Here is a 23,310-nt window from a genome sequence, read left to right as displayed (position 1 = left end):
CGGCCCTTCGGGCCACCTTCTCCCCGCGGGGGAGAAGGGGAAAGCAGCAGCGTGCTGTCATATGCAATTCGCCTGCCGCAAGCGGGGAGAGGGAACTCGCCCCACGAGCGGGAATTGCTCGGGAAAACCGACGCGGCATATCTCCTTCTCCCCGTTCACGGGGAGAAGGTGGCCGGCAGGCCGGATGAGGGGCATTCTGTCATTGAATGAAGAGGCTCGCCCTTTCGGTTGGCCCAAATGTAAGGAGCGGCCATGCTCGTCACGGCCTTGTTGTCCGGGCTCGTGCTCGGCGGAACCTATGCGCTGGTCGCGATGGGGCTGACGCTCCAGTACGGCATCGCGCGCATTATGAACCTTGCCTATGGCGAGACGATCATCGCGGCGGCCTTCCTCGCCTATGTGCTGTTCAGCGGCCTCGGCATCAATCCGGTGCTCGGCCTTCTTGCCGCCGTGCCGCTCGGCTTTGTCTTCGGCTATCTCGTCTACGGCCTGATGATGCGCCCGCTGGTGCGCCGCGCCAAGAGCCGGGAGACGCTGGAGATCGACTCCATCCTCGCCACCTTCGGCCTGCTCTTCGTCATCCAGGGCGTCATGCTCGTCTTCTTCGGCAGCAACTATACGAGCTACAGCTATCTCAATATCGGCGTCAGCGTACTCGGCACCACGATCGCGGCCAACCGCCTCCTCGCCTTCGCGCTCGCCATCGTCCTCGGCGGCGGGCTGTACCTGCTGCTTACCCGCACCCTCTGGGGCACGGCGCTGCGCGCCGTCGCCGTCTCGCCGACCTCCGCGCCGCTCGTCGGCATCGATGTCGAGCGCGCGGCCCGCACGGCCTTCGCCATCGGCGGGGCGCTGGCGGCCGCCGGCGGCGTCGTCATCTCCATGTACCAGACCTTCACCGCCACGGCCGGCGTCGTCTTCACCATGAAGGCGCTGATCGTCGTCATCATGGGCGGCGTCGGCAACATTCTCGGCGCGCTCTTCTCCGGCCTGCTGCTCGGCCTCGTCGAGACCTTCGTGGCGACCTATGTCGATCCCGGCCTGACGCTCGCCGCCACCTACCTCATCTTCCTCGCCATCCTGCTCTGGCGCCCCGCCGGCCTCTTCGGCAGGAGCGCGCGATGACGGCACGCACGCTTATCGGCCTCCTCGTCGCCGGCCTCGTTCTCGCCGCGCTCGCCGCCCTGCCCTTCTTCGCCGGACCCTATGCGGTGACGCTGATGATCGGCATGACCGGCTATGTGGTGCTCGCCACCGCCTGGGGCCTGTTCTCCGGCCCGACGCGCTATGTCTCGCTCGCCACCGTCGCCTTCTTCGGCATCGGCGCCTATACGGTCGGCGTCCTCAGCGAGACGCTGCCCTATCCGCTCGTCCTCCTCGTCGCGGCGCTGATCGGCCTTGCCGTGGCGCTGGTCGTCGGGCTCTCGACGCTCCGGCTTGCCGGCGTCTATTTCGTGATCTTCACCTTCGGGCTTGCCGAACTCATCCGCCAGCTCGTCACCTGGTACGAGGTCAACGTGACGGGCACGCTCGGCCGCTACATCTTCCTGCCCGTGACGCCGGAGGGCATCTACTGGCAGCTGCTGGCGCTCGCCGCCGCCACCTTCCTCTTTTCCTGGGGCATCGGCCGCACGCGCTGGGGCCTCGCGCTGAAGGTCATCGGCGACGACGAGGTGGTGGCGAGCCATTGCGGCATCGACATCACCCGGCTCAAGCTCGCGCTCTTTGCCGTCAGCGCCGTGATCATCACGCTCGTCGGGGCCATCCAGGCGCCGCGCTGGACCTATATCGAGCCGAGCATCGTCTTCAACCCGACCATCTCCTTCCTGACGCTGATCATGGCGCTGCTCGGCGGGGCGGACCGGCTGTGGGGCCCGCTGCTCGGCGCCATCCCGCTCTTCCTGCTCTTCGAGTGGCTTTCCGCCAACTTCCCGAACCACTATCCGATCATCCTCGGCCTCGTCTTCATCGCCATCGTCTTCCTTCTGCCGAAGGGCGTGCTGGCGGCCGTCGAAAGCCGGCTAAGGAAAGGCGGTGCGCGATGAGCGAGCTTCTTGCGCTGAGCGGCCTCACCAAGCGCTTCGGCGGGCTCACCGCCGTCAATGCGATCTCCTTCTCGCTGGAGCGCGGCGAGGTCGTCGGCCTGCTCGGCCCGAACGGCTCCGGCAAGACGACGGTGCTCAACATGATCTCCGGCTTCCTGCCGCCGACCGGCGGGCGGATCGCCCTCAACGGCGAGGCGATTTCCGGCCTCGGCCCCAATCGCATCGCCAGGAAAGGCGTCGCCCGCACCTTCCAGCTGGTGCGCGCCCTTCCCTCCCTGACGGTCGGCGAAAACGTCGTCACCGCGCTTGCCTTCGGCCGCCGGACGCTCTGGGGCAAGGCCGCCCACGAGGCCGCCCAGGCCCACCTTGCCGCCGTCGGCCTTGCCGGACGCGCCGACCAGCCGGCCGGCGCCCTCACCTATATCGACCAGAAGCGCATGGAGCTTGCCCGGGCGCTCGCCGCCGAGCCGGAGCTGCTTCTGCTCGACGAGTGGCTCGCCGGTCTCAACCCGGCGGAGCTTCGCACCGGCATCGACCTCATCCTGTCGCTCAAGGAGCGCGGCATCACCGTGCTCCTCGTCGAGCATGTCATGGACGCGATCCGGGCGCTCTGCGGGCGCGCCATCGTCATGAATGCCGGACGCAAGATCGCCGACGGCCCGACCGCCGAGACGCTGCGGGACCCGGAGGTCGTGCGCGCCTATCTCGGAGACGGCCATGCTTGAGATCCGCGACCTCTCCCTCCATTACGGCCCGCACCTTGCCCTCGACCGGATCTCCGTCGCCATCGGCAAGGGCGAGACCGTCGTCATGCTCGGCGCCAACGGTGCGGGCAAGTCTTCCCTGCTGAAGGCCGCCGCCGGCCTCGTCCGGCCCGATCCCGGCGCCGATATCCGCTTTGCCGGCGCCGACATTGCCGGCCGCCCCGCCCATCTCGTGCTCGAGGCCGGCATCGCGCTGGTGCCGGAGGGCCGCGGCGTCTTCGGCGACCTGACGGTGGAGGAGAATCTTGCCCTCGGCGCCTATGCCAGGCGCGCCCGCGCCCATGGCAAGGCGAGCCGCGAGCTGGTCTACGGCCTCTTCCCGAAACTCGCCGACCGGCGGCGGCAGTTCGTCAACACCATGTCGGGCGGCGAGCAGCAGATGGTGGCGATCGGCCGCGCGCTGATGTCGAAGCCCGACCTCTTGATGCTCGACGAGCCGAGCCTCGGCCTTGCCCCCGTCGTCGTCGGCGAGCTCTTCGCCGCGCTCGGCCGGGTGCGCGAGAGCGGGCTGGCGCTCCTGATCGTCGAGCAGAACGTCAAGATGAGCCTTTCGATCGCCGACCGCGGCTACCTCCTGGAGGCAGGCCGCATCGTCGGCGAGGATACCGCAGCAGGACTGATGAACGACGACGCGGTGAAGCGTGCGTTCCTCGGCGCAACCGTCTGAATGTCAAGCAGGGAGCAAACCATGTCCGTCCTTGGACTGAAGATCAACAACCTCGACCAGGCCGCCTCCGACGGGCGCACCTTCACCCGCATCAACCCGATTTCCGGCGAGGTCGCCTCGGAGGTCGCCGCCGCCTCGCTGGAGGATGCGCGCCAGGCCGTCAATGCCGCGGCGAAGGCCTTTCCCGCCTGGGCGGCGACCGGCCCCGGCCAGCGCCGCAAGCTGCTTCTTGCCGCCGCCGACAAGCTGCAGGCGAGAACCGCCGATTTCGTCGCCGCCATGGCCGCCGAGACGGGCGCGACGGCCGGCTGGGCGATGTTCAATGTCGGCCTTGCCGCCGACATGCTGCGCGAGGCCGCATCGCTGACGACGCAGATCACCGGCGAGATCATCCCCTCCAACCGCCCCGGCTCGCTCGCCATGGGCGTGCGCCAGCCGGCCGGCGTGGTCCTTTCCATGGCGCCGTGGAACGCGCCGGTCATCCTCGGCGTGCGCTCTCTCGCCACCCCGCTTGCCTGCGGCAACACGGTCGTCATGAAGACCTCGGAGATCTGCCCGCGCACCCACCGGCTGATCGTCGATGCGCTGCACGAGGCCGGCCTGCCGGAAGGCGTGCTCAACGCCGTCTCCAATGCGCCGGAGGACGCCGCCGCCATCGTCGAGGCGATGATCGCCCATCCCGCCGTGCGCCGCGTCAACTTCACCGGCTCCACCCGCGTCGGCCGCATCATCGCGGAGACCGCCGGGCGCTGCCTGAAGCCGGCGCTGCTGGAACTCGGCGGCAAGGCGCCCTTCGTGGTGCTCGACGATGCCGATATCGACGCGGCCGTCGCCGCCGCGGCCTTCGGCGCCTATATGAACCAGGGCCAGATCTGCATGTCGACCGAGCGCATCGTCGTCGACGAGACGATCGCCGACCGCTTCGTCGCTGCGCTCGCCGAGAAGGCGGCAACCCTCGTTGCCGGCGATCCGCGCGAGGGCAACACGCCGCTCGGCTCCGTCGTCGATGCCCATGCGGCCCAGAGGCTGGAGCAGCTCATCCGCGATGCCGTGGGCAAGGGCGCGGTGCTTGCCGCCGGCGGCAGCGTGCGGGGCACGATCGTCGACGCCACCCTGCTCGACCGGGTGACGCCCGCCATGCGCATCTACAGCGAGGAGAGCTTCGGCCCGGTCGTCAGCGTCATCCGCGTCGGCTCGATCGACGAGGCGGTGCGCGTTGCCAACGACACGGAATACGGCCTTTCCGCCGCCGTCTTCGGCCGGGACGTCAACCGCGCCATGCAGGTTGCCCGCCGCATCGAATCCGGCATCTGCCACATCAACGGCCCGACCGTGCACGACGAGGCGCAGATGCCCTTCGGCGGCGTCAAGGAATCCGGCTACGGACGTTTCGGCGGCAAGGCCGGCATCGCCGAATTCACCGAACTGCGCTGGATCACCGTGCAGGACGGCGCCATCCATTATCCGATCTGAACCATGGCGCTTCTCGACAGCAAGACCGCCATCGTGACGGGCGGGGCCGGCAGCATCGGCCTTGCCACCGCCCGGCTTTTCCTCGACGAGGGCGCCAGTGTCGTCCTCGTCGATCGCGACCGCGCGGGGCTCGAACGGGCCGCCGCCGGCCTGCCGCGGGAGCGCGTGGCGCTCGCGGCGGCGGATGTCACCGACAGCCTTTCGACGAAGGCCTATGTCAAGCTCGCCGTCGAGCGCTTCGGCGGCATCGACGTCCTGTTCTCCAATGCCGGCGTCTTCGGCACCGTCGCCCCGGTCGCCGATTATCCGCTGGACATCTTCGACATGGTGCAGGCGGTCCATGTGCGCGGCGCCTTCCTTGCCGCCAAGCATGCCGTGCCGCACATGCGCAGCGGCGGCAGCATCGTCATCACCTCCAGCGTGGCGGCGACGCGGGGCGATCCCGGCGTTTATGCCTATATCACCGCCAAGCACGCCCAGACCGGCCTGATGCGCTGCCTTGCCAAGGAGCTCGCCCCGCGCGGCATCCGCGTCAACACGGTCAATCCCGGCCCCGTCGACAACGGTTTCCAGCTTGCCGTGGAACAGGGTTTTGGCGCCGCGACCGGCATGGACGGCACGGCTTTCTTCAACGCGCTCATCCCCATGGGCCGCCATGCCAGCCCCGCGGAGATCGCCCGCTCGGTGCTCTACCTCGCCTCGGACCAGTCGAGCTTCGTCACCGGCACGATGCTGATGGTCGACGGCGGCATGAGCATCTGAAGCCGGAACGGCAGAAGACCCGGATGCAGGGGACATCCGGGCCTTCGGGGAGGTCAGCGGGAAAAGCGCTTACTTGCAGACCTTGACCGTCTTGAAGATCACATTGCCGTAGTAGTCGTAGGCCTTGACCTTCTTGATGAAGCAGTGCGGCTTGTAGCCGTAGCTGTAATAGCCGGCCTGCGAGGGGGCGGCGAAGCAAACGGCGGCAACGAGGGCGACGGTGGCGGAAACGATGATCTTGCGCATGGGGTCTCTCCTGATCTCTCTTTGGGGATGAGCCTCTCTCATCCGGTGATCAGAAGATCGCATAGCGCCCCGCCGCCCGCTGTTCCGCAGGAAACAAGCAAGAACTAACGGAACAGCCGCTCTACATGATCCCGCCCTAGCCCGATCTTCTCGTAGTGGTCGCGACAGAGAGCGATGTAGTTGTGCACGTCGAAGAAACCGTCCGGCTCGCCCTTGTCGTCGAGCCAGATGAGCGGGCCCTTGACCTGGAAGAACACCTTCATCGGCTGCTCGTGCTCGTAGGCGACGAGCGTGTGGCCCTCGCCGGGCGTCTCGTAGACGAAATCGCCGGCCGTCGCCGTCCAGTCGTGCTCCAGATAGCCCCACTTGCCGGAGATCGTGTAGGCGAAGACCTCGTGCGGGTGGTAGTGGCGGTTCACCAGCCCTGCCTTCTTCGCCATGAGGATGTCGCACCACTTGTTCTGCGTCGGCGAGATCCACAGCGGGCGGGAGGAGACGGTCTCGGTGAAGGGCACGTAGTAGCGCTCGTCGTCGGTCGGCGCGTTCTGAAGATAGACTTCCGGCAGGGCATCCGGCTGGAACACCTTGTCGATCGGCTTCAGGTCCTTCCAGAATTCGTTCGTGGCAAGCTCGGGCATGGCTTCTCCTCCTCGTGTGATGGTTCAGGCGCGGACCGCGATGTCGAGCAGCGCGAGCGTCCGCTTCGTCTCGATATGGTCGATCGCCTCGGCAAGCGCGCCGGCAAGGGCCGCGCCGTCGGTGACGCGCCTTGCATAGGCCCGGCTCGCCTCGGCGACCTTCACGAAATCCGGCACCGGCGAGAGCGCGGTCAGCGGCATGCGGTTGGTCTTCGCCGCATAGCCGTCCGGATAGAGGCCGAGCACCGACTGGCGCACCGCGCCCCATTCGGCATTGTTGACGATGAGGACGAGGATCGGCAGTTCCAGCGCCTCGGCGATCTGGTGGCAGGCGACGGGATTGGCGAACATGTAGGAGCCGTCGCCCATGGTGGCGACGACGAGCCGCCCGCGCCGCGCCAGCTGCATGCCGAGCGCGGCGGGAAAGCACCAGCCGAGCCCGCCGGAATGCGGCTCCTGATACCAGGCCTGGTGACGGGAGAGCGTCATCGGCGAAAGCGGGCAGCCGAGTTCGGAGAGCACGGTGGCATCCCGGCCGGCCAGTGCCTCGGAAAGCGTCAGGCTGACGAAATCCTTCGTCATCGGCGTGCCGCCCCCGCGCCGGGCCGCATCGAGCACGGCGGTGCGGGCTTTCGCGTTGCGTTCCGCCACCGCGGCGGCGCGGCTTTCCACCCGGGCGCGATGGGCGGGCAGCAATGGGTCCATCGCCGCCTTCAGGGCAATGAGGCCGGCATCGACATCGCCGGCGAGCGTCACGTCGGAGCGGAAGTAGCGCACCGGCTGGCGCTGGTAGAGCGGGTCCTGGGCGAGCTGGATGACCTTGCAGCCCGGCCGCAGCGCATGGGCATCCGGCGACCAGGGCGCCAGCGCATCGAGGACCAGCACCACGTCCGCCGCCGCCAGCAGCGGCCCGGGATCGGCCTGCGCGGCCATCGGATGGTCCGTCGCCATGGCAAGCTGCACCGCCCAGTACTGGCAGACGGGAATGCCCCATTCGCCCGCAAGCGCCGCAAGGGCGGCAAAACCCTCGGCCGAGCCGGCGCCGCGCTGCGCGAAGACCACCGGGTTCTCCGCCGCCGCCAGGAGGCGCGCGGCCTCCGCCACCGCTTCGGCCGGCGGCGCGGCGACGGCCGGCATCATCGTTGCGGGCGCTTCCAGGCCCTCCGTTGGGCAGGGCTGGCAGAGCACCTCGCGCGGCAGGCTCATATAGACGGGCCCGCGCGGCGTGGAGCAGGCGATGGCATGCGCCCGATCGACCATCTGCGGGATGTGTTCGGGAAAGCGCAGCTCGTCGTCCCACTTGCAGGCCTCGCGCACCAGCGCCGCCTGGTCGCGCATCTCCTGCCCCCAGCCGATCGGCACGGTGCGCGACCCCTTTCGTCCGCGCTCGGTGACCGGCGTGCGGCCGGAGAAGAGCAGGACCGGGACATGCTCCATCGCGGCGTTGATCGCGCCGATGGCGCAATTGGCAAGGCCGACATTGGTATGCGCCATCACCGCCTGAGCGCGGCCCGTCGCCAGATAATAACCGTGCGCCATGCCCATCGCCGCCGATTCGTGCGGCATGACAAGCGCCTGCGGCAGGGCGATTCCCTTCGCCTCCGCCTCGGCCAGGCCCTCGATGATCGGCGGGAAATCCGTGCCGGAATTGGCGAAGATATAGTCGATGCCGACCGCCTTCAGCCGGGCGAGCAGCGCACCGCCCGCCGTCATCGCCGGCGCCCCGGCAAGATCGTCTTCGCCCATCGGAACCTCCCCCGTCGTGCGGCAGCCTGCCCGCGGCCGCCGGTCTCCTCGAACCGGACGGCACAGGCCTCAGACCGCACTGTGACAGGCGGGACGGTGATGTAAAATGAAATGCCGGCCGCGACACATAACGAAAGCCGTATGAATTGCGCTTGGAGTTACGGAATTCCGGCCGCAAAACCGCTGCGCACTTTTGCTGGAATTCCTTTAGTGCAGCCCGCCGACGCCGAGCAGGGTTTCGACCGTGTGCCGGTCGGCGGAGAGCGCCGCCGGGGTGCCGGTCCAGGCGATGCGGCCCCGTTCGAGGATGATCACGTCGTCGGCGAAGTCGAGCGCGCTCTGGATGCGCTGCTCGACGAGGAGGATGGTCATTTCGCCAGCGGCCGCGAGCGTGCCGAATGCCGCCATCAGCTCCTCGCAGATGACCGGGGCAAGGCCCTCCAGCGGCTCGTCGAGCAGCAGCACGGAGGGTTGGCCGAGAATGGTGCGCGCCGTCGTCAGCATCTGCTGTTCGCCGCCGGAAAGCTGCGAGCCGAGGTTCCGGCGCCGCTCCTTGAGGCGGGGGAACATCTGGTAGGCCTCCTCGATGGCCGCGCGCGGACGGCCCTTCAGCCCGACGAACAGGTTCTCCTCCACCGTCAGCGTCGGGAAGACGTCGCGCGACTGCGGCACGTAGCCGAGGCCTTTCAGGGCGCGGGCGGAGCTGCCCATGCCCTCGATCGCCTCGCCGCCGAGGCGGATTGCGCCGCCATAGCGCTTCGTCTGGCCGGCAAGCGTGGCGAAGAGCGTGGACTTTCCCATGCCGTTGCGGCCGAGCACGGCGAGCCTGCGGCCGGCATCGGCGGCGAAGGAGATGTCCTCCAGCACCCGCGTCGGGCCGTAGCCGGCGGAAAGGCCGGATATTTCAAGCGACGCTGCGGGCATCGGCATAACTCCCGAGATAGGCCTGGCGGACGCGGGCATCCTTCGTCACCGCGTCCGGCGATCCGTCGAAGATGATCTCGCCCGCCGCCAGCACGACGACGCGCCTTGCGAAACGGAAAACGAGGTCCATGTCGTGCTCGATCATCAGCACGGCGAGGTCCGCCGGCAGGTCGGCGATCGCCTGCTCGATGCGCGCCGTATCGCTCTGCGGCACGCCGGCGGCGGGCTCGTCGAGCAGCAGGACCCGGGGCTTGAGCGCAAGGGCAAGCGCGAGCTCCAGGAGGCGTTGCTGGCCATAGGCGATCTCGCTGACGCGGTGGCGGGCAAGATGGGCGATGCCGAGCCGGGCAAGCAGCGCATGGACCTCGTCCATCACGTCGGGCATGGCGCGATGGCTGGCGAACATGCGGCCGGTCCGGCCCTCGCGCTGCAGGATGGCGAGCGCGACATGCTCCTCCGGCGTCATCTCGGAGAAGAGCCGCGTCACCTGGAAGGACCGCACGAGGCCGCGGCGCACGCGCTCCGTCGGCCCGAGGCGGGTGACGTCCTCGCCGCCGAGCGCGACGGAACCGGAATTCGGCAGCAGGTTGCCGGTGACGAGGTTGACGAAGGTCGTCTTGCCGGCACCGTTCGGGCCGATCAGCGCGACCCGGTCGCCCGGCGCCATCGAAAGGGAGACGTCATTGGTGACGGCAAGGCCGCCGAAGGTCCGCTTCAGGTTGCGGACGTCGAAGATCGCGCTCATCGGCCCTTCCTCCCGCGGCGCTCGATAAGGGCGGCGAGCGAGCCGTAGAGCCCCTTCGGCGCGAAGAGCACCACGGCGATCAGCAGCGCGCCGACGATGGTGAGCCAGTGGAACGGGTTGGCCGCCGAGACGACATCCTCGAACCACAGGAAGGAGAGCGTGCCGATCAGCGCACCGTAGAGCGAGCCGGTGCCGCCGAGCACCAGCATGACGAGGGCCTCGGCCGAGAGCGTGAAGGACAGGCTGTCGAGGCCGACGACCTGGGTCGAGATGGCGTTGAGCGCCCCGCCCGCCCCGGCGACGGCGCCCGATATGGCATACATGCGGATCAGCGTGCCGTGCACCGAGGCGCCCATGGCGCGCACGCGCAGCGGATCCTGCTTGATGCCGCGGCAGAGCATGCCGAAGGGCGAGCGCACGATCTGGCGCAGGACGACGAAGGCGGCAATGAGCAGCACGATGCCGAAGACATAGGCCGTGCGGCCCCACAGGTCGAATTGCCAGAGGCCGAAGACGGCATCCGGCATGATGCCGGCCAGGCCGTCGCTGCCGCCGGTCCAGCCGGACGCCTTGTTCGCCGCCTCGTGGGCGAGGTGAATGATGGCGATGGAGAGCACGAGCTGCGGCAGGCCATGCGCCCGAAGCACGACGGCGCCGGAGACGAGGCCGGCGAGCGCGCCCGCGACCACGCCGACGGCCAGCATGGCGATCGGATCGGTGATGCCGAAATGGGCCGCCGCGATGCCGGCCCCATAGGCCCCCGCGCCGAAGAGCGCGGCATGGCCGAGCGTCGCCACGCCGCAATAGCCGGTAACGAGGTCGAGCGAGAGGACCAGCAGCGCGATCGCCGTGATGCGCGTCAGCAGCGCGAGGTTGTTCGGGAAGAGGAGATAGCCGAGGACGGCGACCGCGAGGATGACGAGGACGCCGATCGCGTCGCGCGTCAGGCGGGCGCGGCGGTCCCGGGCGGTGGAGAGGGTTCCGGTGTTCATGGTGAGCGCCATCATTTCGCCCTTCCGGCAAGGCCGCGCGGGAAAATCCAGACGATGGCGATGACCGCGAGATAGAAGAAGAATTCGCCGAATTCCGGCATCAGGTAGCGTCCCGTCGTGTCGATGGCGCCGAGCAGCAGGCAGGCGGCAAGGGCGCCGGGAATGGACCCCGCCCCGCCGACCGAGACGACGACGAGGAAGGTCACCATGTAGCGCAGCGCATAATAGGGTTCGATCGGCAGCAGCTCGGCGCCGACGACGCCGCCGAAGGCGGCAAGGCCGACCGCGACGGCGAAGCTGACGGCATAGACCACTTCGGTCTTCACCCCGAGGGCGGCGGCCATGGCCGCATTGTCGACGCTCGCGCGCAGCTTCACGCCGAAGGCGGTGCGCTCGATGAAATACCAAAGGCCGAGCGCGACCGCAGTGCCGCAGGCGATGACGAAGAGACGGTGCGCCGAGACCGTACGGAAGCCGAGGCTGACCGGCTCGCGCAGGCTGTCCGGCGTCGGGATGGTCTTGAGCGTCGGACCGAAGACATAGTTGGCGATGCCGATGACGCAGAAGGTGATGCCGATGGTCATCAGCACCTGCGTCAGCTCCGGCTGGCCGTAGATGCGGTGGTAGAGCAGGCGCTCGACGGGGATGGCGATGAGGATGGTGCCGACGACGGCGAGCATGACGGCGACGGCATAGGCAAGGCCGAGGTCGCGCGCGGCATAGGAGGCGATGTAGCCGCCGATCATCGCGAAGGCGCCATGCGCCAGGTTGACGACCCGCATCAGCCCCATCGTCACCGAGAGGCCGATCGAGATGACGAAGAGCACCATGCCGTAGGCGAGCGCATCGACGCCGATGCTGAAAACCGTTTGCATCAAACTATCCTGCTGTGGGAGGAACAGCCCCTCATCCGGCCTGCCGGCCACCTTCTCCCCGCAAGCGGGGCGAAGGGATATGCCGCACCGTTTTCCTCAAATCTACACCGTCGTGCGGGGCACGTCCCCTCTCCCCGCCTGCGGGGAGAGGGTTAGGGTGAGGGGCTACCATTTGCCAGGCAGCAACGGTTGTTACTTCGCCGCCGCAAGGCCCGGGTCGCCCTGCTTCTCGAAGGTCTGGACCTCCTTGTTATAATAGGTCCCGTCGTCGGCCTTGGCCACTTCGCGCAGATAGATGTTCTGCGTGATATGGCGGCTTTCCGCATCGATCGTCACCGGCCCGCGCGGGCTTTCCCAGGAAAGGCCCTTGACGGCCTCGACCGCCTTGGCCGCGTCCTGCGCGCCGCCCGTCGCCTCGATCATCTTGTAGATGACATGCATGCCGTCATAGGCGCCGACCGCGGGGAAGGAGAGCTCCGCCGGATTGCCGATCGCCTTGCCGGCGGCCTCGACGAATTTCTTGTTCTCCGCCGAATCGTGCGAGACGGCATAGTGGAAGGTGGTCGTGAGACCCAGCGCCGCCTCGCCGAGCGCCGGCAGGTCGGATTCCTGCGTCAGGTCGCCGGGGGCGAAGAACTTGACGCCGCCGGCCTTGAGGCCGTTCTCGTTGAAGGCCTTGACGAAGCCGAGCGTCGTCGGGCCGGAGGGCAGGAAGGCGAAGACGCCCTCGGCGCCCGAATCCTTGATGCGCTGCATGATCGGCGAGAAATCGTTGGTCTGGAGTGGCATGCGGATCGCCTCGACGATCTCGCCGCCCGCCGCCTCGAAGCCCGCCTTGAAGGCGGCTTCCGCATCGACGCCCGGCCCGTAGTCGCTGACGACGGAGATGACCTTCCTGGTGCCGCCGTCGAAGGCGACCTTGGCGATCGGCGTCGAGGTCTGCCAGGTGGTGAAGGAGGTGCGCACCACATAGGGGCTCTTGGTGACGATGGCGGAGGTCGCCGCGTTCATCACCACCATGGGCACGTTCGCCTGTTCGAGCAGCGGGGTCGCGGCCATGGCGTCCGGCGTGAAGTAGAATCCGGCTAAGTACTGCACGCCCTCCTTGACGACGAGCTCCTGCGACAGCGCCTTGGACTGGGCCGGATCGGCGGTCGGGATGTCGCGGTAGATCACCTCGATCGTATCGTCGCCGACGGTGTTGCCGTTCAGCGCCATATAGGCGTCGATACCTGCCTTGAAGTTCTTGCCCTGGAGTGCGAAGGGGCCGGAGAACGGCCCGACGACGCCGACCTTGATCGTATCGGCATGGGCGACGCCGCCCATCAGCACAGCCGCCAGCGCGGCGATCGCGACATGTTTCATGTTTTCCTCCCTGAAAGGCCGGTCTCCCGCCGGTGCCCGATCCTGTCCCAAACTGGATTTTTGTCAGATTGACAGATGAAACGGTAATGTAAAATGAAAAGGTATGGCTATTTCATAACTTAGGAGTTATTAAAATACCTCAGGCGGCACCCAGTCGGCGAAGCGACGATAGCAGCGTGTCGGCAAGGCGGAGGGCAGCGCCGGCGGCGACCACCATCTGCGGCAGGATCAGCCATTCGAGCGTCCAGGCCGAGCCGGAACGCTCCTGCTCGTGCACCATCGCCTGCGCCAGGCCGCCGAGCTGCGCCGCGTTGAACCGGGCAAGCGTGACCAGAACTTCGGCGGCGACCGGGTTCTGCTTGTGCGGCATGGCGGAGGAACCGCCGCCGCCGGCGAGCGCGATCTCGTCGCCCCGGTCGGCCAGAAGGGCGACGTCCTGCCCGATCTTTCCGAGGCTGCCGGTGATGCCGGAAAGGAGAGCGCCCAGATCCAGGATGCGGTCACGCTGGCTATGCCATTGCGGGGCGTCGGCAAGGCCGAGGTTGCGGGCAAGCGCGGCGCGCACGGCCGGTGCCTTCTCGCCCAGTTTCTCCAGCGTGCCCGCCGCGCCGCCGAACTGCACGGCAAGCCCCTCCTCCATCAGGCCCGTCACGCGCGTGCGATGGCGCTCCAGCGGCGCGCGCCAGGCGCCGACGCGGTCCGCCACGGTGATGGGGATGGCGGCCTGCATGCGGGTGCGCCCCATCAGTTCCCGGTCGCCAAAGGTGGCGGCGAGGCCATCGAGCACGCCGGCCAGCCCTCCCAGCCGTTTCTCAAGGACGGGCAAGACGCGGGAGAGGCGCAGCATCAGCCCGCTGTCGACGACATCCTGGCTGGTCGCGCCGACATGCACATGCCGGCCATGCGGCTCGCCGACGGCGGCGCGGATCTGGCGAACGAAATCGGGCACCACCACGCCGTCACGGGCGGTGGCGGCCCTGAGACTGGCGACATCGGGCGAGAAGCGGTGCGCAACAGCCTCGATCGCCCCGGCCGCGTCCGCCGGGATGACGCCCGTCTCCGCCTCGGCCTTGGCCAGCGCCACCTCGAAGGCCAGCATGGCCTCGAGTTCCGCCGCGACGGAAAACAGCGCCGCCACCGCCTCGTCGCCGAGGAGGCCGGAGAGATAGGGGTGGTCGAAGGGCGAGACGGTCATGGGGCGCTCTTTTGCGATGGGAAGCGCGTGGATCCTCGGGTCGAGCCCGAGGATGACGGAGGGGAGGAGAGGCCACGGGCCTCATGAACGATGCGGCATGCGGCGCCGTCAATCTGACTGCAAACCTCTCTTCTTTCGTCATCCTCGGGCTCGACCCGAGGATCCACGCGGCAGGTGACGAGCTTAACACACAGCCTAGATATCGAAGAACACCGTTTCCTTCTCGCCCTGCAGGTGGATGTCGAAGCGGTAGCTGTCGCCGTCCGCCGCCGCGATCAGCGTCGGCACGCGCACGCGGTGCTCGATGCGGGCGAGCACCGGGTCCTCGGCGTTGGCCGCCGCCTCATCACCGAAATAGAGGCGCGTGTTGAGGCCGAGATTGATGCCGCGGGCGACGATCCAGAACGAGATGTGCGGCGCCATCAGGCGGCCGTCCCTGAAGGGCACGCGGCCGGGCTTGATGGTCTCGAAGCGGTATTCGCCGGTCTCTCCGTCAGTGGCCGAGCGGCCCCAGCCGGAAAAGTTGGGATCGGCGCTGCCGCGCAGCTCCGAGGGGCTGTTGTAGAGGCCGGCCGCATCCGCCTGCCAGATCTCGATCAGCGCGTCCTTCAGCGGCGTGCCGGTGCCGTCGAGCACCCGGCCGGTGATGGTGATGCGCCGCCCGAGCGTCCTGTCGTTCACAATGGTGGCGCCGAGATCGCTCTCGTAGACGCCGGTGATGCCGGAAAAATTCGGCGTGAGGCCGATATGGACATAGGGCCCCGCCGTCTGCGAGGCGCTTTCCTTGAGGGTACCGAGCGGCTGCACCATCAGTTGCCCTCCATCCGGTTCTCGAAAAGCGTCGAGCGGCGGCCGCGCAGCATGATGTCGAACTTGTAGGCGCGCGCATCCATGGGGATCGTGTTGCCCCAGTCGAGCGCGGCGACCAGCTGCTCGACCGCCGCCTTGTCCGGGATCGTCTGCACGATGGGACATTTCCAGATCATCGGGTCGCCCTCGAAATACATCTGCGTGATCAGCCGCTGGGCAAAGCCGTGGCCGAAGACGGAGAAATGGATATGTGCCGGTCGCCAGTCGTTGACGCCGTTCGGCCAGGGATAGGGCCCGGGCTTGACGGTGCGGAAGGCATAGTGGCCGTCCTCGTCGGTGATGGTGCGCCCGCAGCCGCCGAAATTCGGATCGAGCGGGGCGAGGTAGCTCTCCTTCTTGTGGCGGTAGCGCCCGCCGGCATTGGCCTGCCAGAATTCGAGCAGCGCGCCTGCCACCGGCCGCGCCCGCTCGTCAAGCACCCGGCCGTGCACGATGATGCGCTCGCCGATCGCGCTTTCGCCGGGTTTTGCGAAATTGTGGATCAGGTCGTTGTCGAGCTCGCCCAGGATGGAATGGCCGAAGACCGGGCCGGTGATTTCCGAGACCGTGCCGTCGAGCGACAGCAAGGCCTTCTGCGGCGAGCGCAGCACCGAGGTCTTGTAGCCCGGCGTCAGGCCCGGCGGGTGCCACAGGCGATCGCGGGAGAAGAAGGCGCCCGTCTCGGGCTTGCGATTGGAAAGGTCCGTCATGGTTCCCTCAGGCCGCCCTCTCGGCGTCCATGTCCTCGAAGACGTGCTTGGCGATCCTGATCGCCCGGTTGGCCGCCGGCACGCCGGCATAGATCGCCACGTGCAGAAGCGCCTCGGCGATATCCTCGCGGCTGGCGCCGGTATTGACGGTGGCGCGCACATGCATCGCCACCTCCTCGTCATGGCCGAGCGCGGCCAGCAGCGCGATCGTCACCATGGAGCGCTCGCGCATCGTCCAGCCGGGCCGCGACCAGACCGTGCCCCAGGCCGCTTCCGTGATCAGCTCCTGGAAGGGCTGGTCGAAGGCGGTGGCGCCGGAGGAGGCACGGTCGACATGGCTGTCGCCGAGCACCGCGCGCCGGGTCACCATGCCCTGGCGGTAGCGGTCGGAAAAGGTATGCGCATCAGCCATGTGGCTCGTCTCCGGCAGGTAGGGTGGCGATGAAGGCGCGGATCATCTCCGTCAGCATTTCCGGCTGCTCGACGCAGGGAATGTGCCCGGCGTCCTTGATGACCTCGTAGCGGGCGCCGGCAATCAGCTTTGCCATGGACAGCACGACATCCGGCGGCGTCGAGCCGTCCTGGTCGCCGACGACGCAGAGCGTCGGCACGGTGAGGCGTTCCGTCGAATGGGTGAGGTCGGCATCGCGCAGCGCCGCGCAGGTGGCGGCGTAGCCGACCGCGGACTGGCGGGTGAGCATGTTGCGGTAGCCGTGATAGGCCGCGTTTTCCGGACGGCGGAAGGCCGGCGTGAACCAGCGCTCCATGACGGCGTCGGCAAGGCTTTCGATGCCCTTCGCCTCGACGCTTTCGATGCGCGCGTTCCACATCTCGGCCGTGCCGATCTTGTGCGCGGTATCGCAGAGCACCAGCGCCCGCACGAGGTCCAGCCGCTTCGCCGCCAGCCCCTGCGCGATCATGCCGCCGACGGAGAGGCCGCAGATGACGGCGTCCTTCACGTCGAGCCGGTCGAGCAGCGCGGCGAGATCGAGGACGTGGTCGTCGATCGAATAGGGCACCTGGCCGAGATCGGACAGGCCATGGCCGCGCTTGTCGTAGGTGACGATGGGAAAGTCGCCGGCGAGGCGCACGACGACATCGCGCCAGATGCGGAAGTCGGTGCCGAGCGAATTGGCAAAGACGATCACCGGCCGGCCCGCCGGCCCGCCGATCAGCTGATGGTGCAAGATGACGTCGTTGACGGTTGCGAACTGCACTTCTGTCTCCTCCCGTTTCCGCAGATTGGCCCCTTGATCTGGTTAGGTAAAATGATATTTCATGCCGTTTCGTTAACTTGAGGGTTATGAGAGCCGTGATCGACAGCCGCGTCAAGTTCCGCCATCTGCAGACCTTTGTCGAGGTGGCCCGCCAGAGAAGCGTGATGAAGGCGGCGGAGATCCTGCATGTCAGCCAGCCCGCCGTGACGAAGACGATCCGCGAGCTGGAGGAGGTTCTCGGCGTCGCCGTCTTCGAGCGCGAGGGGCGCGGCATCAAGATCACCCGGCATGGCGAGGTCTTCCTCAAGCATGCCGGCGCGGTGCTGGCCGCACTCCGGCAGGGCTTCGATTCGGTCTCGCAGGCGCTTTCCGGCGATGCCCCGCCGATCCGCATCGGCGCCCTGCCCACCGTCTCCACGCGCATCATGCCGAAGGCGATGGCACTGTTCCTCGCAGAGGAGACGGGCGCGCGCATAAAGATCGTCACGGGCGAAAACGCGGTTCTGCTGGAACAGCTGCGCGTCGGCGACCTCGACCTCGTCGTCGGGCGCCTTGCCGCGCCGGAGAAGATGGCCGGCTTCTCCTTCGAACATCTCTATTCGGAAAAGGTGGTGTTCTGCGTGCGCGCCGGCCATCCGCTGCTTGCCGGCGGCTCGGCCTTTGCCGGGCTCGACGCCTATCCCGTGCTGATGCCGACGCGCGCCTCGATCATCCGCCCCTTCGTCGAAAGCTTCCTGATCGCCAACGGCATTGCCGGGCTGGCGAACCAGATCGAGACCGTGTCCGACGCCTTCGGCCGCGCCTTCGTGCGCGAGAGCGATGCGATCTGGATCATCTCCGAAGGGGTCGTGGCGGCCGATATCGCCGATGGCGCGCTCGCGGCCCTGCCGATCGACACGAGCGGCACGAAAGGCCCCGTCGGCCTCACCATGCGCACCGACGCCGTGCCGTCCATGCCGCTGTCGATCCTCATCCAGACCATCCGCGAGGTGGCGGGCAAGGTATCGCCCGCGGCTTGAGCCTCCTTCTCCCCGCGGCTAGGAGGGGTGCATGACAAGCGAACTCGCCCCTTTCCGCACCGCGATCGTCGCGCTTCATCCCGATCTGGCGGATGCCGCCTTCCGGCTGCTGCCGGGCGGCTGGCATTCGCGTGCGGTGGCGGTGGACGAGCGCCGCGTCTTCAAGTTCCCGCAGGGCGAGGCGGCGGAACGGGCGCTGCGCCGCGAGGCCTCCATCCTCGCCGCCATCCGCCCGCACCTTGCGATGCGCGTTCCGGACCTTCGCCTCCACGAGGGTGCGCCGCTCTTTTCCGAACACGCGATCATCCCCGGCGACCACCTGGAAACGGTACACTACGAGACGCTGCCGGAGCCGGCGCGAGGAGCGCTCGGCGAGACGCTCGCCCGCTTCTATGCGCAGCTGCACGCCCTCCCCCGCCCGCTGATGGAGGCGGCCGGCGCGCGGCCGGTCGAACGCTGGCTGGATGCCGATGCCATCGCGGCCAGGGCCCCGCCGCTGCTGCCGGAAGACCTCCTTGGCTTTGCGAACGAAACCCTTTCCGGCTGGCGCGCGCTCTCGCCGGATCCCCATGGCGAAACCTACGGCTTCTTCGACGGCCACGGCTGGAACATGGCCTTCGACCACGCCGCCGGAAGGCTCAACGGCATCTACGATTTCGCCGATTCCGGTTTCGGCCCGCTGCACCAGGACTTCATCTACACGAATTTCATCAGCCCCGACCTCACCGCCCGGATCGCGGACGGCTACGAGCGGCTGACGGGCCGGACGCTCGATCGTGGCCGCATCCACCTCCTGACCGGCGTGCACCGGCTCTGGGAACTCGCGGCTCTTGCCGAGGCACCGGAGCACCATGCGGCGATGATCGCCTCCGTCGCCGCCTGGGCGGCGCGTCAGTAAGGCAGGCCGACGTAGTTTTCCGCCAGCACCGTTTCGGCCGCGCGGGAATGGGTGAGATAGTCGAGCTCGGCCTCCTGGATCTTCTGGTCGAAATCGCCGGTCCCGGGAAAACGGTGCAGCATGCTTGTCATCCACCAGGAGAAGCGCACGGCCTTCCAGACCCGGGCGAGCGCCCTTGCCGAATAGGCGTCAAGGCCGGCCCCGGAGCGCTCCCGATAGTGCTCCAGGAGGCCCGAGAAGAGATAGTGCACGTCGCTTGCGGCAAGGTTCAGCCCCTTGGCGCCCGTCGGCGGCACGATATGGGCGGCGTCGCCGACGAGGAACAGCCGGCCGAACCGCATCGGCTCGGCGACGAAGGAGCGCAACGGCGCGATCGACGTCTCGAAGCTCGGCCCGGTGACGAGCGCCTCGCCGTGATGGGCGGGAAGGCGGCGGCGCAGCTCGTCCCAGAAGCGCGCATCGGACCAGGCCTCGATCTTCTCGTCGAGCGCGCACTGGAGATAGTAGCGGCTGCGGGTCGGCGAGCGCATGGAACAGAGGGCGAAGCCGCGCGGATGGTTGGCATAGACCAGCTCGTCGCTGACCGGCGGCACCTCGGCGAGAAGGCCGAGCCAGCCGAAGGGATAGACCTTCTCGAAGGTGCGGATCGCCTGTTCCGGCACGGCCTTGCGGCTGGCGCCGTGGAAGCCGTCGCAGCCGGCGATGAAGTCGCAGTCGATCCGGTGGGTGACGCCGTCCTTCTCGTAGGTGACGCAGGGCGCCACGCCGTCGAAGGCGTGCGGCGTGACATTCACCGCTTCGTGGATGGTCAACCGGCCGTCGGCTTCCCGCTGCTCGATGAGGTCGCGCGTCAGCTCGGTCTGGCCATAGACCATGACGCGCTTGCCGCCGGTGAGATCGAAAAGGTCGATGCGGTGGTCGCGGCCGTCGAAGGCGAGCGAGAAGCCGTCATGCGGCAGGCCCTCGGCATGCATGCGCGCCCCGACGCCGGCCTTGTCGAGCAGCGCGACCGTGCCCTCCTCCAGCACGCCGGCCCGCACGCGGCCGAGGATATGCGCGCGGCTCGACCGGTCGAGGATCGCCGTCTCGATGCCGGCATTGCCGAGCAGCTGGCCGAGCAACAGGCCCGACGGACCCGACCCGATGATGACGACCTGAACGCGCATAGTGTCCTCCCGAACTGGCATTTCGCAAATTGTCGGCGGGAAGGGCGGTGCCGGGCAATGGACGGATCGGCCATGAACTTGTACAAATCGAACATCACAAGACAGCGGCACCAGGATGAAGCGACCGGCCCCGACCTACGATCTCTATGGCGAAAAGGCCGGAAACGGGCCGGATTTCTGGTTGCACTGCGAAACGATCCCCTCGCGCAGCAGCCTGCATCGCTATGAGATCGGTCTTCATCGGCACGAGAGCTTCTTCCAGATCCTGTATATTTCCGCCGGTTCGGGCGATGCGCTGTTCGAGGACCGGCGCTTGACGCTGGCCCCGCCCGCCATCGCCACGGTGCCGCCGGCGCTCGACCACGGCTTCCGGTTTTCCCGCGATGTCGACGGCCATGTCTTCACCCTGCTCGCCTCGCATCTGCGCCTTGCCGGCGAGGCCGCACGCTTCGTTTCCGCGCCGCGCGTGACGCCGCTCGATCCCGGCGATCCGGACGGCGCCTTCGTGCTTTCGGCGCTCGGGCGGCTTGCCGCCGAATGGACGACGCGGCGAAGCGGGCGCACCGACCTGATGCAGGCCTATCTGGTCTCGGTGCTGACGCTTGCCGCACGGCTCTGGAGCCGGGGTGAGACGGCAGGCGACGCCGGCGAGGCGGCACGGCGCATGGAGCACCTCAACGGCCTGATCCAGCAGCATTTCCGCGGCCAGAAGACGGCCGGTTTCTATGCCGGCGAACTCGGCATCTCGCCGACGCATCTCAACCGCATCGTCAAGGCCGCGACGGGCCTGACGGCCCATGCCTATATCGGCCGCAAGCTGATCGACGAGGCGAAGCGCGAACTCGTCTTTACCGAGGCGCCGGCGCAGGAGATCGCGCTTGGCCTCGGTTTTGCCGACCCCGCCTATTTTTCCCGCTACTTCCTGCGCGAGACCGGCGAGACGCCGCGCGCCTGGCGGCTGCGGGAACGGGCGCGGCTTTCCGCTCAGGCGTCGGAATAGCGCTCCTCGGCCCAGGGGTCGCCGCGCATGTGATAGCCGTTGCGCTCCCAGAAACCCGCCTGGTCACCGGGCAGGAAATCGATGCGCGTCAGCCACTTGGCGCTCTTCCAGAAATAGAGATGCGGCACGACGAGGCGCATCGGCCCGCCATGCTCGACGGAGAGCGGCCGGCCCTCCCAATGGGTGGCGAGGATGGCGTCCTCGGCGGCGAAATCGGCGAGCGGCAGGTTTGTCGTATAGCCGTCATAGCTCGTCAGCATGACGAAATTCGCCTCCGGCCGCGGCATGACGCGGTCGAGCAGGTCGCGCGTGGCGACGCCCTCCCAGCGGTTGTCGTAGCGCGACCAGGTGGTCACGCAATGGATGTCGGAAAGCCTTTGGCTCTGCGGCAGCGCCAGGAACTCCGCCCAGCCGAAGGATTGCGGGTTTTCCGCGCCGCCCTTCACATCGAGCCGCCAGCTTTCCGGGCGGATCACCGGCTGCTGGCCGAGATCGAGCACCGGCCAGTTCGTCACGAGATGCTGGCCCGGCGGCAGGCGGTCGGTCCCGGGCCGGGAAACACGGCCCGTGAGGAACCTGCCCTCGTCCGCCCAGCGGCGTTTCGTGCGGGTGAGCTTGCTGTCGTCGTCGCTCATGGCGGCCTCCTGCTGCGGTGCAAAAGGTGGGGCCGCGACCTTGCTTCTGTCAAGATCGGCTCCCGGCAAGGCCGGTTGGCGCATCCGCGCAAGGACAGCCCCAGAACCGCTGCGCACGTTTGCCGGCATTGCTCCAGCTTCTTGCTTTTGCCGCATTATCCGACGCCGAAGCGACGTCGCTTCGGCTGGAAATGCTTTAGGCGAGCACCGGCCGCAGCGCTGCCTGCACCTCGCGCATTGCCGGCAGGTAGCGCGTCACCATGTCCTCCGCCGAGGCATGGGCCGCCGGGGCGCCGATATTGAGCGCGGCGACGACACGGCCGCGGGCATTTTCCAGCGGCACGGCGATGGAACGCAGCCCGATCTCCAGCTCCTGGTCGATCAGGGCAAAGCCGTTCTGCCGCACCCGGGCGAATTCCTCCATCAGCGCTTCCGGCTCCGTCTTCGTGTAGGGGGTGTTCGCCTTGCGGTCGGAGGCCTCCACGATCGCCCGCGCCTCGGCTTCCGGGAGCGCCGCCAGGAGCACGCGGCCCATCGAGGCGCAATAGGCCGGCAGGCGCGAGCCCGGCGTCAAGTTGATCGACATGACCCGCTTCTGCGCCGCGCGCGCCACATAGACGATCTCCACCCCGTCCAGCACGGAAACGGAGGCGCTCTGGCCGACCTTCTCCGAAAGCTGGTCGAGATAGGGCTGCACCAGCCGCGGCAGGGGCGTCGCCGAGAGATAGGCATGGCCGAGGCGCAGGATCTTCGGCGTCAGCTCGAAGAACTTGCCATCATAGGCGGCATAACCGAGCTCTGCCAGCGTCAAGAGGCACCGCCGCGCCGTCGCCCGGTCGAGGCCGGTCTCCTTCGAGACATCCGTGATGGTGAGGCGGGGCTTTGCCTCGCCGAAGGCCTCGATGACCGTCAGCCCCTTGGCGAACCCGCCGACGAAATCCGTTTCCCGCATTGTTGTCTCCTCATCGGCCAACCGGCCCGGCTTGTGCATGCTGCAGGGCGCCCCGCCTCCATTCTGTCTCCGGCCTCTCCTCCGTCATGCCCGGGCCTGACCGAGTATCCACGGCCACGGGTGCTGCGTGAATCCTCGGCTCAAGGCCGAGGGTGACGGCAGAGCGTGCAGTGAGCGACGCGCCGCATCCATAACGCTTCCATTTATTTTGTGCGATATATGAACAAAAGTCAATTATCGCACAAACCGGATTGTCGATTTCCCCGTTTGGATTTACCTCTGTTGCCGACAACGGGAGATTTTGCATGGACAAGACCCTCAGCAGTCTTGAGGCCGCCGTATCGTGCATCGGCGACGGCTCGGTCGTGATGATTGGCGGTTTTGGCGGCTCGGGCGCGCCGATCGAGCTGATCCACGCCCTGATCGA

General features: G+C 67.8%; 26 protein-coding genes. 10 read left to right on the top strand and 16 right to left on the bottom strand.

Features of this window, described 5'->3' with window-relative positions; translation table 11 throughout:
• Positions 1-252: 252 nt before the first annotated feature.
• From MUU56_RS32410 to MUU56_RS32385, 6 genes are read left to right on the top strand one after another with little or no spacing between them, the layout of a single operon-like run.
• The gene (locus MUU56_RS32410) at positions 253-1,125 is read left to right on the top strand and encodes a branched-chain amino acid ABC transporter permease (RefSeq protein ID WP_245083356.1); all 873 of its coding nucleotides are present in this window, start codon (positions 253-255) and stop codon (positions 1,123-1,125) included.
• A complete protein-coding gene (locus tag MUU56_RS32405) occupies positions 1,122-2,045 on the top strand; it encodes a branched-chain amino acid ABC transporter permease (protein WP_245083353.1) in 924 nt (307 codons plus the stop codon). The genes MUU56_RS32410 and MUU56_RS32405 overlap by 4 nt, the downstream gene beginning before the upstream one ends.
• Entirely contained in the window at positions 2,042-2,770 is a 729-nt protein-coding gene (locus MUU56_RS32400; protein WP_245083350.1) for an ABC transporter ATP-binding protein, read from the top strand. The genes MUU56_RS32405 and MUU56_RS32400 overlap by 4 nt, the downstream gene beginning before the upstream one ends.
• Entirely contained in the window at positions 2,763-3,476 is a 714-nt protein-coding gene (locus tag MUU56_RS32395) for an ABC transporter ATP-binding protein (protein ID WP_245083347.1), read from the top strand. The genes MUU56_RS32400 and MUU56_RS32395 overlap by 8 nt, the downstream gene beginning before the upstream one ends.
• A gap of 21 nt (positions 3,477-3,497) precedes the next feature.
• Entirely contained in the window at positions 3,498-4,949 is a 1,452-nt protein-coding gene (locus MUU56_RS32390; protein ID WP_245083344.1) for an aldehyde dehydrogenase, read from the top strand.
• 3 nt (positions 4,950-4,952) lie between these two features.
• Positions 4,953-5,711, top strand: coding sequence for an SDR family NAD(P)-dependent oxidoreductase (locus MUU56_RS32385; protein ID WP_245083341.1), 759 nt, complete (start codon positions 4,953-4,955; stop codon positions 5,709-5,711).
• Positions 5,712-5,780: 69 nt separating this feature from the next.
• Here MUU56_RS32385 and MUU56_RS32380 read toward each other — a convergent pair whose 3' ends face one another.
• The 13 genes from MUU56_RS32380 to pcaD all read right to left on the bottom strand — a co-directional run bounded on the left by MUU56_RS32380 (position 5,781) and on the right by pcaD (position 17,213).
• On the bottom strand, positions 5,781-5,957 hold the full coding sequence (locus MUU56_RS32380; protein WP_245083338.1) for a hypothetical protein: 177 nt from the start codon (positions 5,955-5,957) through the stop codon (positions 5,781-5,783).
• Positions 5,958-6,061: 104 nt separating this feature from the next.
• Complete coding sequence (locus MUU56_RS32375; RefSeq protein WP_245083335.1) at positions 6,062-6,595, bottom strand: 2,4'-dihydroxyacetophenone dioxygenase family protein; 534 nt, start codon at positions 6,593-6,595, stop codon at positions 6,062-6,064.
• Between the two features lie 24 nt (positions 6,596-6,619).
• Positions 6,620-8,341 carry a thiamine pyrophosphate-requiring protein gene (locus MUU56_RS32370; protein ID WP_245083331.1) on the bottom strand — a complete coding sequence of 574 codons (1,722 nt, stop codon included), beginning with the start codon at positions 8,339-8,341 and terminating at the stop codon, positions 6,620-6,622.
• Positions 8,342-8,548: 207 nt separating this feature from the next.
• Positions 8,549-9,265, bottom strand: a complete 717-nt coding sequence (locus MUU56_RS32365; RefSeq protein WP_245083327.1) for an ABC transporter ATP-binding protein — start codon at positions 9,263-9,265, stop codon at positions 8,549-8,551.
• Positions 9,246-10,010, bottom strand: coding sequence for an ABC transporter ATP-binding protein (locus MUU56_RS32360; protein ID WP_245083325.1), 765 nt, complete (start codon positions 10,008-10,010; stop codon positions 9,246-9,248). Before MUU56_RS32360 ends, MUU56_RS32365 begins: the two co-directional genes overlap by 20 nt.
• Positions 10,007-11,017: a branched-chain amino acid ABC transporter permease gene (locus MUU56_RS32355; RefSeq protein ID WP_245083322.1), complete on the bottom strand. Its 1,011-nt coding sequence runs from the start codon at positions 11,015-11,017 to the stop codon at positions 10,007-10,009. Before MUU56_RS32355 ends, MUU56_RS32360 begins: the two co-directional genes overlap by 4 nt.
• A complete protein-coding gene (locus MUU56_RS32350) occupies positions 11,014-11,877 on the bottom strand; it encodes a branched-chain amino acid ABC transporter permease (protein WP_245083319.1) in 864 nt (287 codons plus the stop codon). Before MUU56_RS32350 ends, MUU56_RS32355 begins: the two co-directional genes overlap by 4 nt.
• Before the next feature lie 192 nt (positions 11,878-12,069).
• A complete protein-coding gene (locus MUU56_RS32345) occupies positions 12,070-13,242 on the bottom strand; it encodes an ABC transporter substrate-binding protein (RefSeq protein ID WP_245083316.1) in 1,173 nt (390 codons plus the stop codon).
• 139 nt (positions 13,243-13,381) lie between these two features.
• A complete protein-coding gene (locus MUU56_RS32340; RefSeq protein ID WP_245083313.1) occupies positions 13,382-14,437 on the bottom strand; it encodes a 3-carboxy-cis,cis-muconate cycloisomerase in 1,056 nt (351 codons plus the stop codon).
• 195 nt (positions 14,438-14,632) lie between these two features.
• The gene (gene pcaG, locus MUU56_RS32335; protein WP_245083310.1) at positions 14,633-15,247 is read right to left on the bottom strand and encodes a protocatechuate 3,4-dioxygenase subunit alpha; all 615 of its coding nucleotides are present in this window, start codon (positions 15,245-15,247) and stop codon (positions 14,633-14,635) included.
• A complete protein-coding gene (gene pcaH / locus MUU56_RS32330; protein ID WP_245083305.1) occupies positions 15,247-15,996 on the bottom strand; it encodes a protocatechuate 3,4-dioxygenase subunit beta in 750 nt (249 codons plus the stop codon). The genes pcaG and pcaH overlap by 1 nt, the downstream gene beginning before the upstream one ends.
• Positions 15,997-16,003: 7 nt before the next feature.
• A complete protein-coding gene (gene pcaC, locus MUU56_RS32325) occupies positions 16,004-16,408 on the bottom strand; it encodes a 4-carboxymuconolactone decarboxylase (protein WP_245083302.1) in 405 nt (134 codons plus the stop codon).
• Positions 16,401-17,213, bottom strand: coding sequence for a 3-oxoadipate enol-lactonase (gene pcaD / locus MUU56_RS32320; protein ID WP_245083299.1), 813 nt, complete (start codon positions 17,211-17,213; stop codon positions 16,401-16,403). The genes pcaC and pcaD overlap by 8 nt, the downstream gene beginning before the upstream one ends.
• Positions 17,214-17,308: 95 nt before the next feature.
• Between pcaD and pcaQ the strand changes: the two genes are divergently transcribed.
• Together pcaQ and MUU56_RS32310 are read left to right on the top strand one after the other, a co-directional pair.
• Positions 17,309-18,232, top strand: coding sequence for a pca operon transcription factor PcaQ (gene pcaQ, locus MUU56_RS32315; protein WP_245083295.1), 924 nt, complete (start codon positions 17,309-17,311; stop codon positions 18,230-18,232).
• 31 nt (positions 18,233-18,263) lie between these two features.
• A complete protein-coding gene (locus MUU56_RS32310; protein WP_245083292.1) occupies positions 18,264-19,130 on the top strand; it encodes a phosphotransferase family protein in 867 nt (288 codons plus the stop codon).
• Here MUU56_RS32310 and pobA read toward each other — a convergent pair.
• Positions 19,124-20,296 carry a 4-hydroxybenzoate 3-monooxygenase gene (pobA, locus tag MUU56_RS32305; protein WP_245083288.1) on the bottom strand — a complete coding sequence of 391 codons (1,173 nt, stop codon included), beginning with the start codon at positions 20,294-20,296 and terminating at the stop codon, positions 19,124-19,126. The genes MUU56_RS32310 and pobA overlap by 7 nt on opposite strands.
• A gap of 115 nt (positions 20,297-20,411) precedes the next feature.
• Here pobA and MUU56_RS32300 point away from each other — a divergent pair, with 115 nt between their 5' ends.
• A complete protein-coding gene (locus tag MUU56_RS32300) occupies positions 20,412-21,296 on the top strand; it encodes a helix-turn-helix domain-containing protein (RefSeq protein ID WP_245083285.1) in 885 nt (294 codons plus the stop codon).
• Here MUU56_RS32300 and MUU56_RS32295 read toward each other — a convergent pair.
• Both MUU56_RS32295 and MUU56_RS32290 read right to left on the bottom strand, forming a co-directional pair.
• Entirely contained in the window at positions 21,281-21,931 is a 651-nt protein-coding gene (locus MUU56_RS32295) for a sulfite oxidase-like oxidoreductase (RefSeq protein ID WP_245083282.1), read from the bottom strand. The genes MUU56_RS32300 and MUU56_RS32295 overlap by 16 nt on opposite strands.
• A gap of 196 nt (positions 21,932-22,127) precedes the next feature.
• Complete coding sequence (locus tag MUU56_RS32290; RefSeq protein WP_245083279.1) at positions 22,128-22,883, bottom strand: IclR family transcriptional regulator; 756 nt, start codon at positions 22,881-22,883, stop codon at positions 22,128-22,130.
• Between the two features lie 305 nt (positions 22,884-23,188).
• Here MUU56_RS32290 and MUU56_RS32285 point away from each other — a divergent pair.
• Positions 23,189-23,310: CoA-transferase (locus MUU56_RS32285; RefSeq protein ID WP_280531260.1), on the top strand; the 122-nt coding region annotated here is incomplete at its 3' end.

Origin of the sequence: Shinella yambaruensis (assembly GCF_022899355.1) — a bacterium.
GTDB lineage: Bacteria > Pseudomonadota > Alphaproteobacteria > Rhizobiales > Rhizobiaceae > Shinella > Shinella yambaruensis.
The sequence above is the reverse complement of the archived record's forward strand: the minus strand, read 5'-3'. Positions and strand labels throughout refer to the sequence as shown.

Coding starts and splice junctions, on each gene's coding strand:
- MUU56_RS32355 (WP_245083322.1), bottom strand. CDS start 11,017: ATGATGGCGCTCACCATGAACACCGGAACCCTCTCCACCGCCCGGGAC.
- pcaG (WP_245083310.1), bottom strand. CDS start 15,247: ATGGTGCAGCCGCTCGGTACCCTCAAGGAAAGCGCCTCGCAGACGGCG.
- MUU56_RS32390 (WP_245083344.1), top strand. CDS start 3,498: ATGTCCGTCCTTGGACTGAAGATCAACAACCTCGACCAGGCCGCCTCC.
- MUU56_RS32350 (WP_245083319.1), bottom strand. CDS start 11,877: ATGCAAACGGTTTTCAGCATCGGCGTCGATGCGCTCGCCTACGGCATG.
- MUU56_RS32310 (WP_245083292.1), top strand. CDS start 18,264: ATGACAAGCGAACTCGCCCCTTTCCGCACCGCGATCGTCGCGCTTCAT.
- MUU56_RS32395 (WP_245083347.1), top strand. CDS start 2,763: ATGCTTGAGATCCGCGACCTCTCCCTCCATTACGGCCCGCACCTTGCC.
- MUU56_RS32410 (WP_245083356.1), top strand. CDS start 253: ATGCTCGTCACGGCCTTGTTGTCCGGGCTCGTGCTCGGCGGAACCTAT.
- MUU56_RS32405 (WP_245083353.1), top strand. CDS start 1,122: ATGACGGCACGCACGCTTATCGGCCTCCTCGTCGCCGGCCTCGTTCTC.
- pobA (WP_245083288.1), bottom strand. CDS start 20,296: ATGCGCGTTCAGGTCGTCATCATCGGGTCGGGTCCGTCGGGCCTGTTG.
- MUU56_RS32385 (WP_245083341.1), top strand. CDS start 4,953: ATGGCGCTTCTCGACAGCAAGACCGCCATCGTGACGGGCGGGGCCGGC.
- MUU56_RS32365 (WP_245083327.1), bottom strand. CDS start 9,265: ATGCCCGCAGCGTCGCTTGAAATATCCGGCCTTTCCGCCGGCTACGGC.
- MUU56_RS32400 (WP_245083350.1), top strand. CDS start 2,042: ATGAGCGAGCTTCTTGCGCTGAGCGGCCTCACCAAGCGCTTCGGCGGG.
- MUU56_RS32345 (WP_245083316.1), bottom strand. CDS start 13,242: ATGAAACATGTCGCGATCGCCGCGCTGGCGGCTGTGCTGATGGGCGGC.
- MUU56_RS32380 (WP_245083338.1), bottom strand. CDS start 5,957: ATGCGCAAGATCATCGTTTCCGCCACCGTCGCCCTCGTTGCCGCCGTT.
- MUU56_RS32340 (WP_245083313.1), bottom strand. CDS start 14,437: ATGACCGTCTCGCCCTTCGACCACCCCTATCTCTCCGGCCTCCTCGGC.
- MUU56_RS32360 (WP_245083325.1), bottom strand. CDS start 10,010: ATGAGCGCGATCTTCGACGTCCGCAACCTGAAGCGGACCTTCGGCGGC.
- MUU56_RS32295 (WP_245083282.1), bottom strand. CDS start 21,931: ATGAGCGACGACGACAGCAAGCTCACCCGCACGAAACGCCGCTGGGCG.
- pcaH (WP_245083305.1), bottom strand. CDS start 15,996: ATGACGGACCTTTCCAATCGCAAGCCCGAGACGGGCGCCTTCTTCTCC.
- MUU56_RS32370 (WP_245083331.1), bottom strand. CDS start 8,341: ATGGGCGAAGACGATCTTGCCGGGGCGCCGGCGATGACGGCGGGCGGT.
- MUU56_RS32375 (WP_245083335.1), bottom strand. CDS start 6,595: ATGCCCGAGCTTGCCACGAACGAATTCTGGAAGGACCTGAAGCCGATC.
- MUU56_RS32290 (WP_245083279.1), bottom strand. CDS start 22,883: ATGCGGGAAACGGATTTCGTCGGCGGGTTCGCCAAGGGGCTGACGGTC.
- MUU56_RS32300 (WP_245083285.1), top strand. CDS start 20,412: ATGAAGCGACCGGCCCCGACCTACGATCTCTATGGCGAAAAGGCCGGA.
- pcaC (WP_245083302.1), bottom strand. CDS start 16,408: ATGGCTGATGCGCATACCTTTTCCGACCGCTACCGCCAGGGCATGGTG.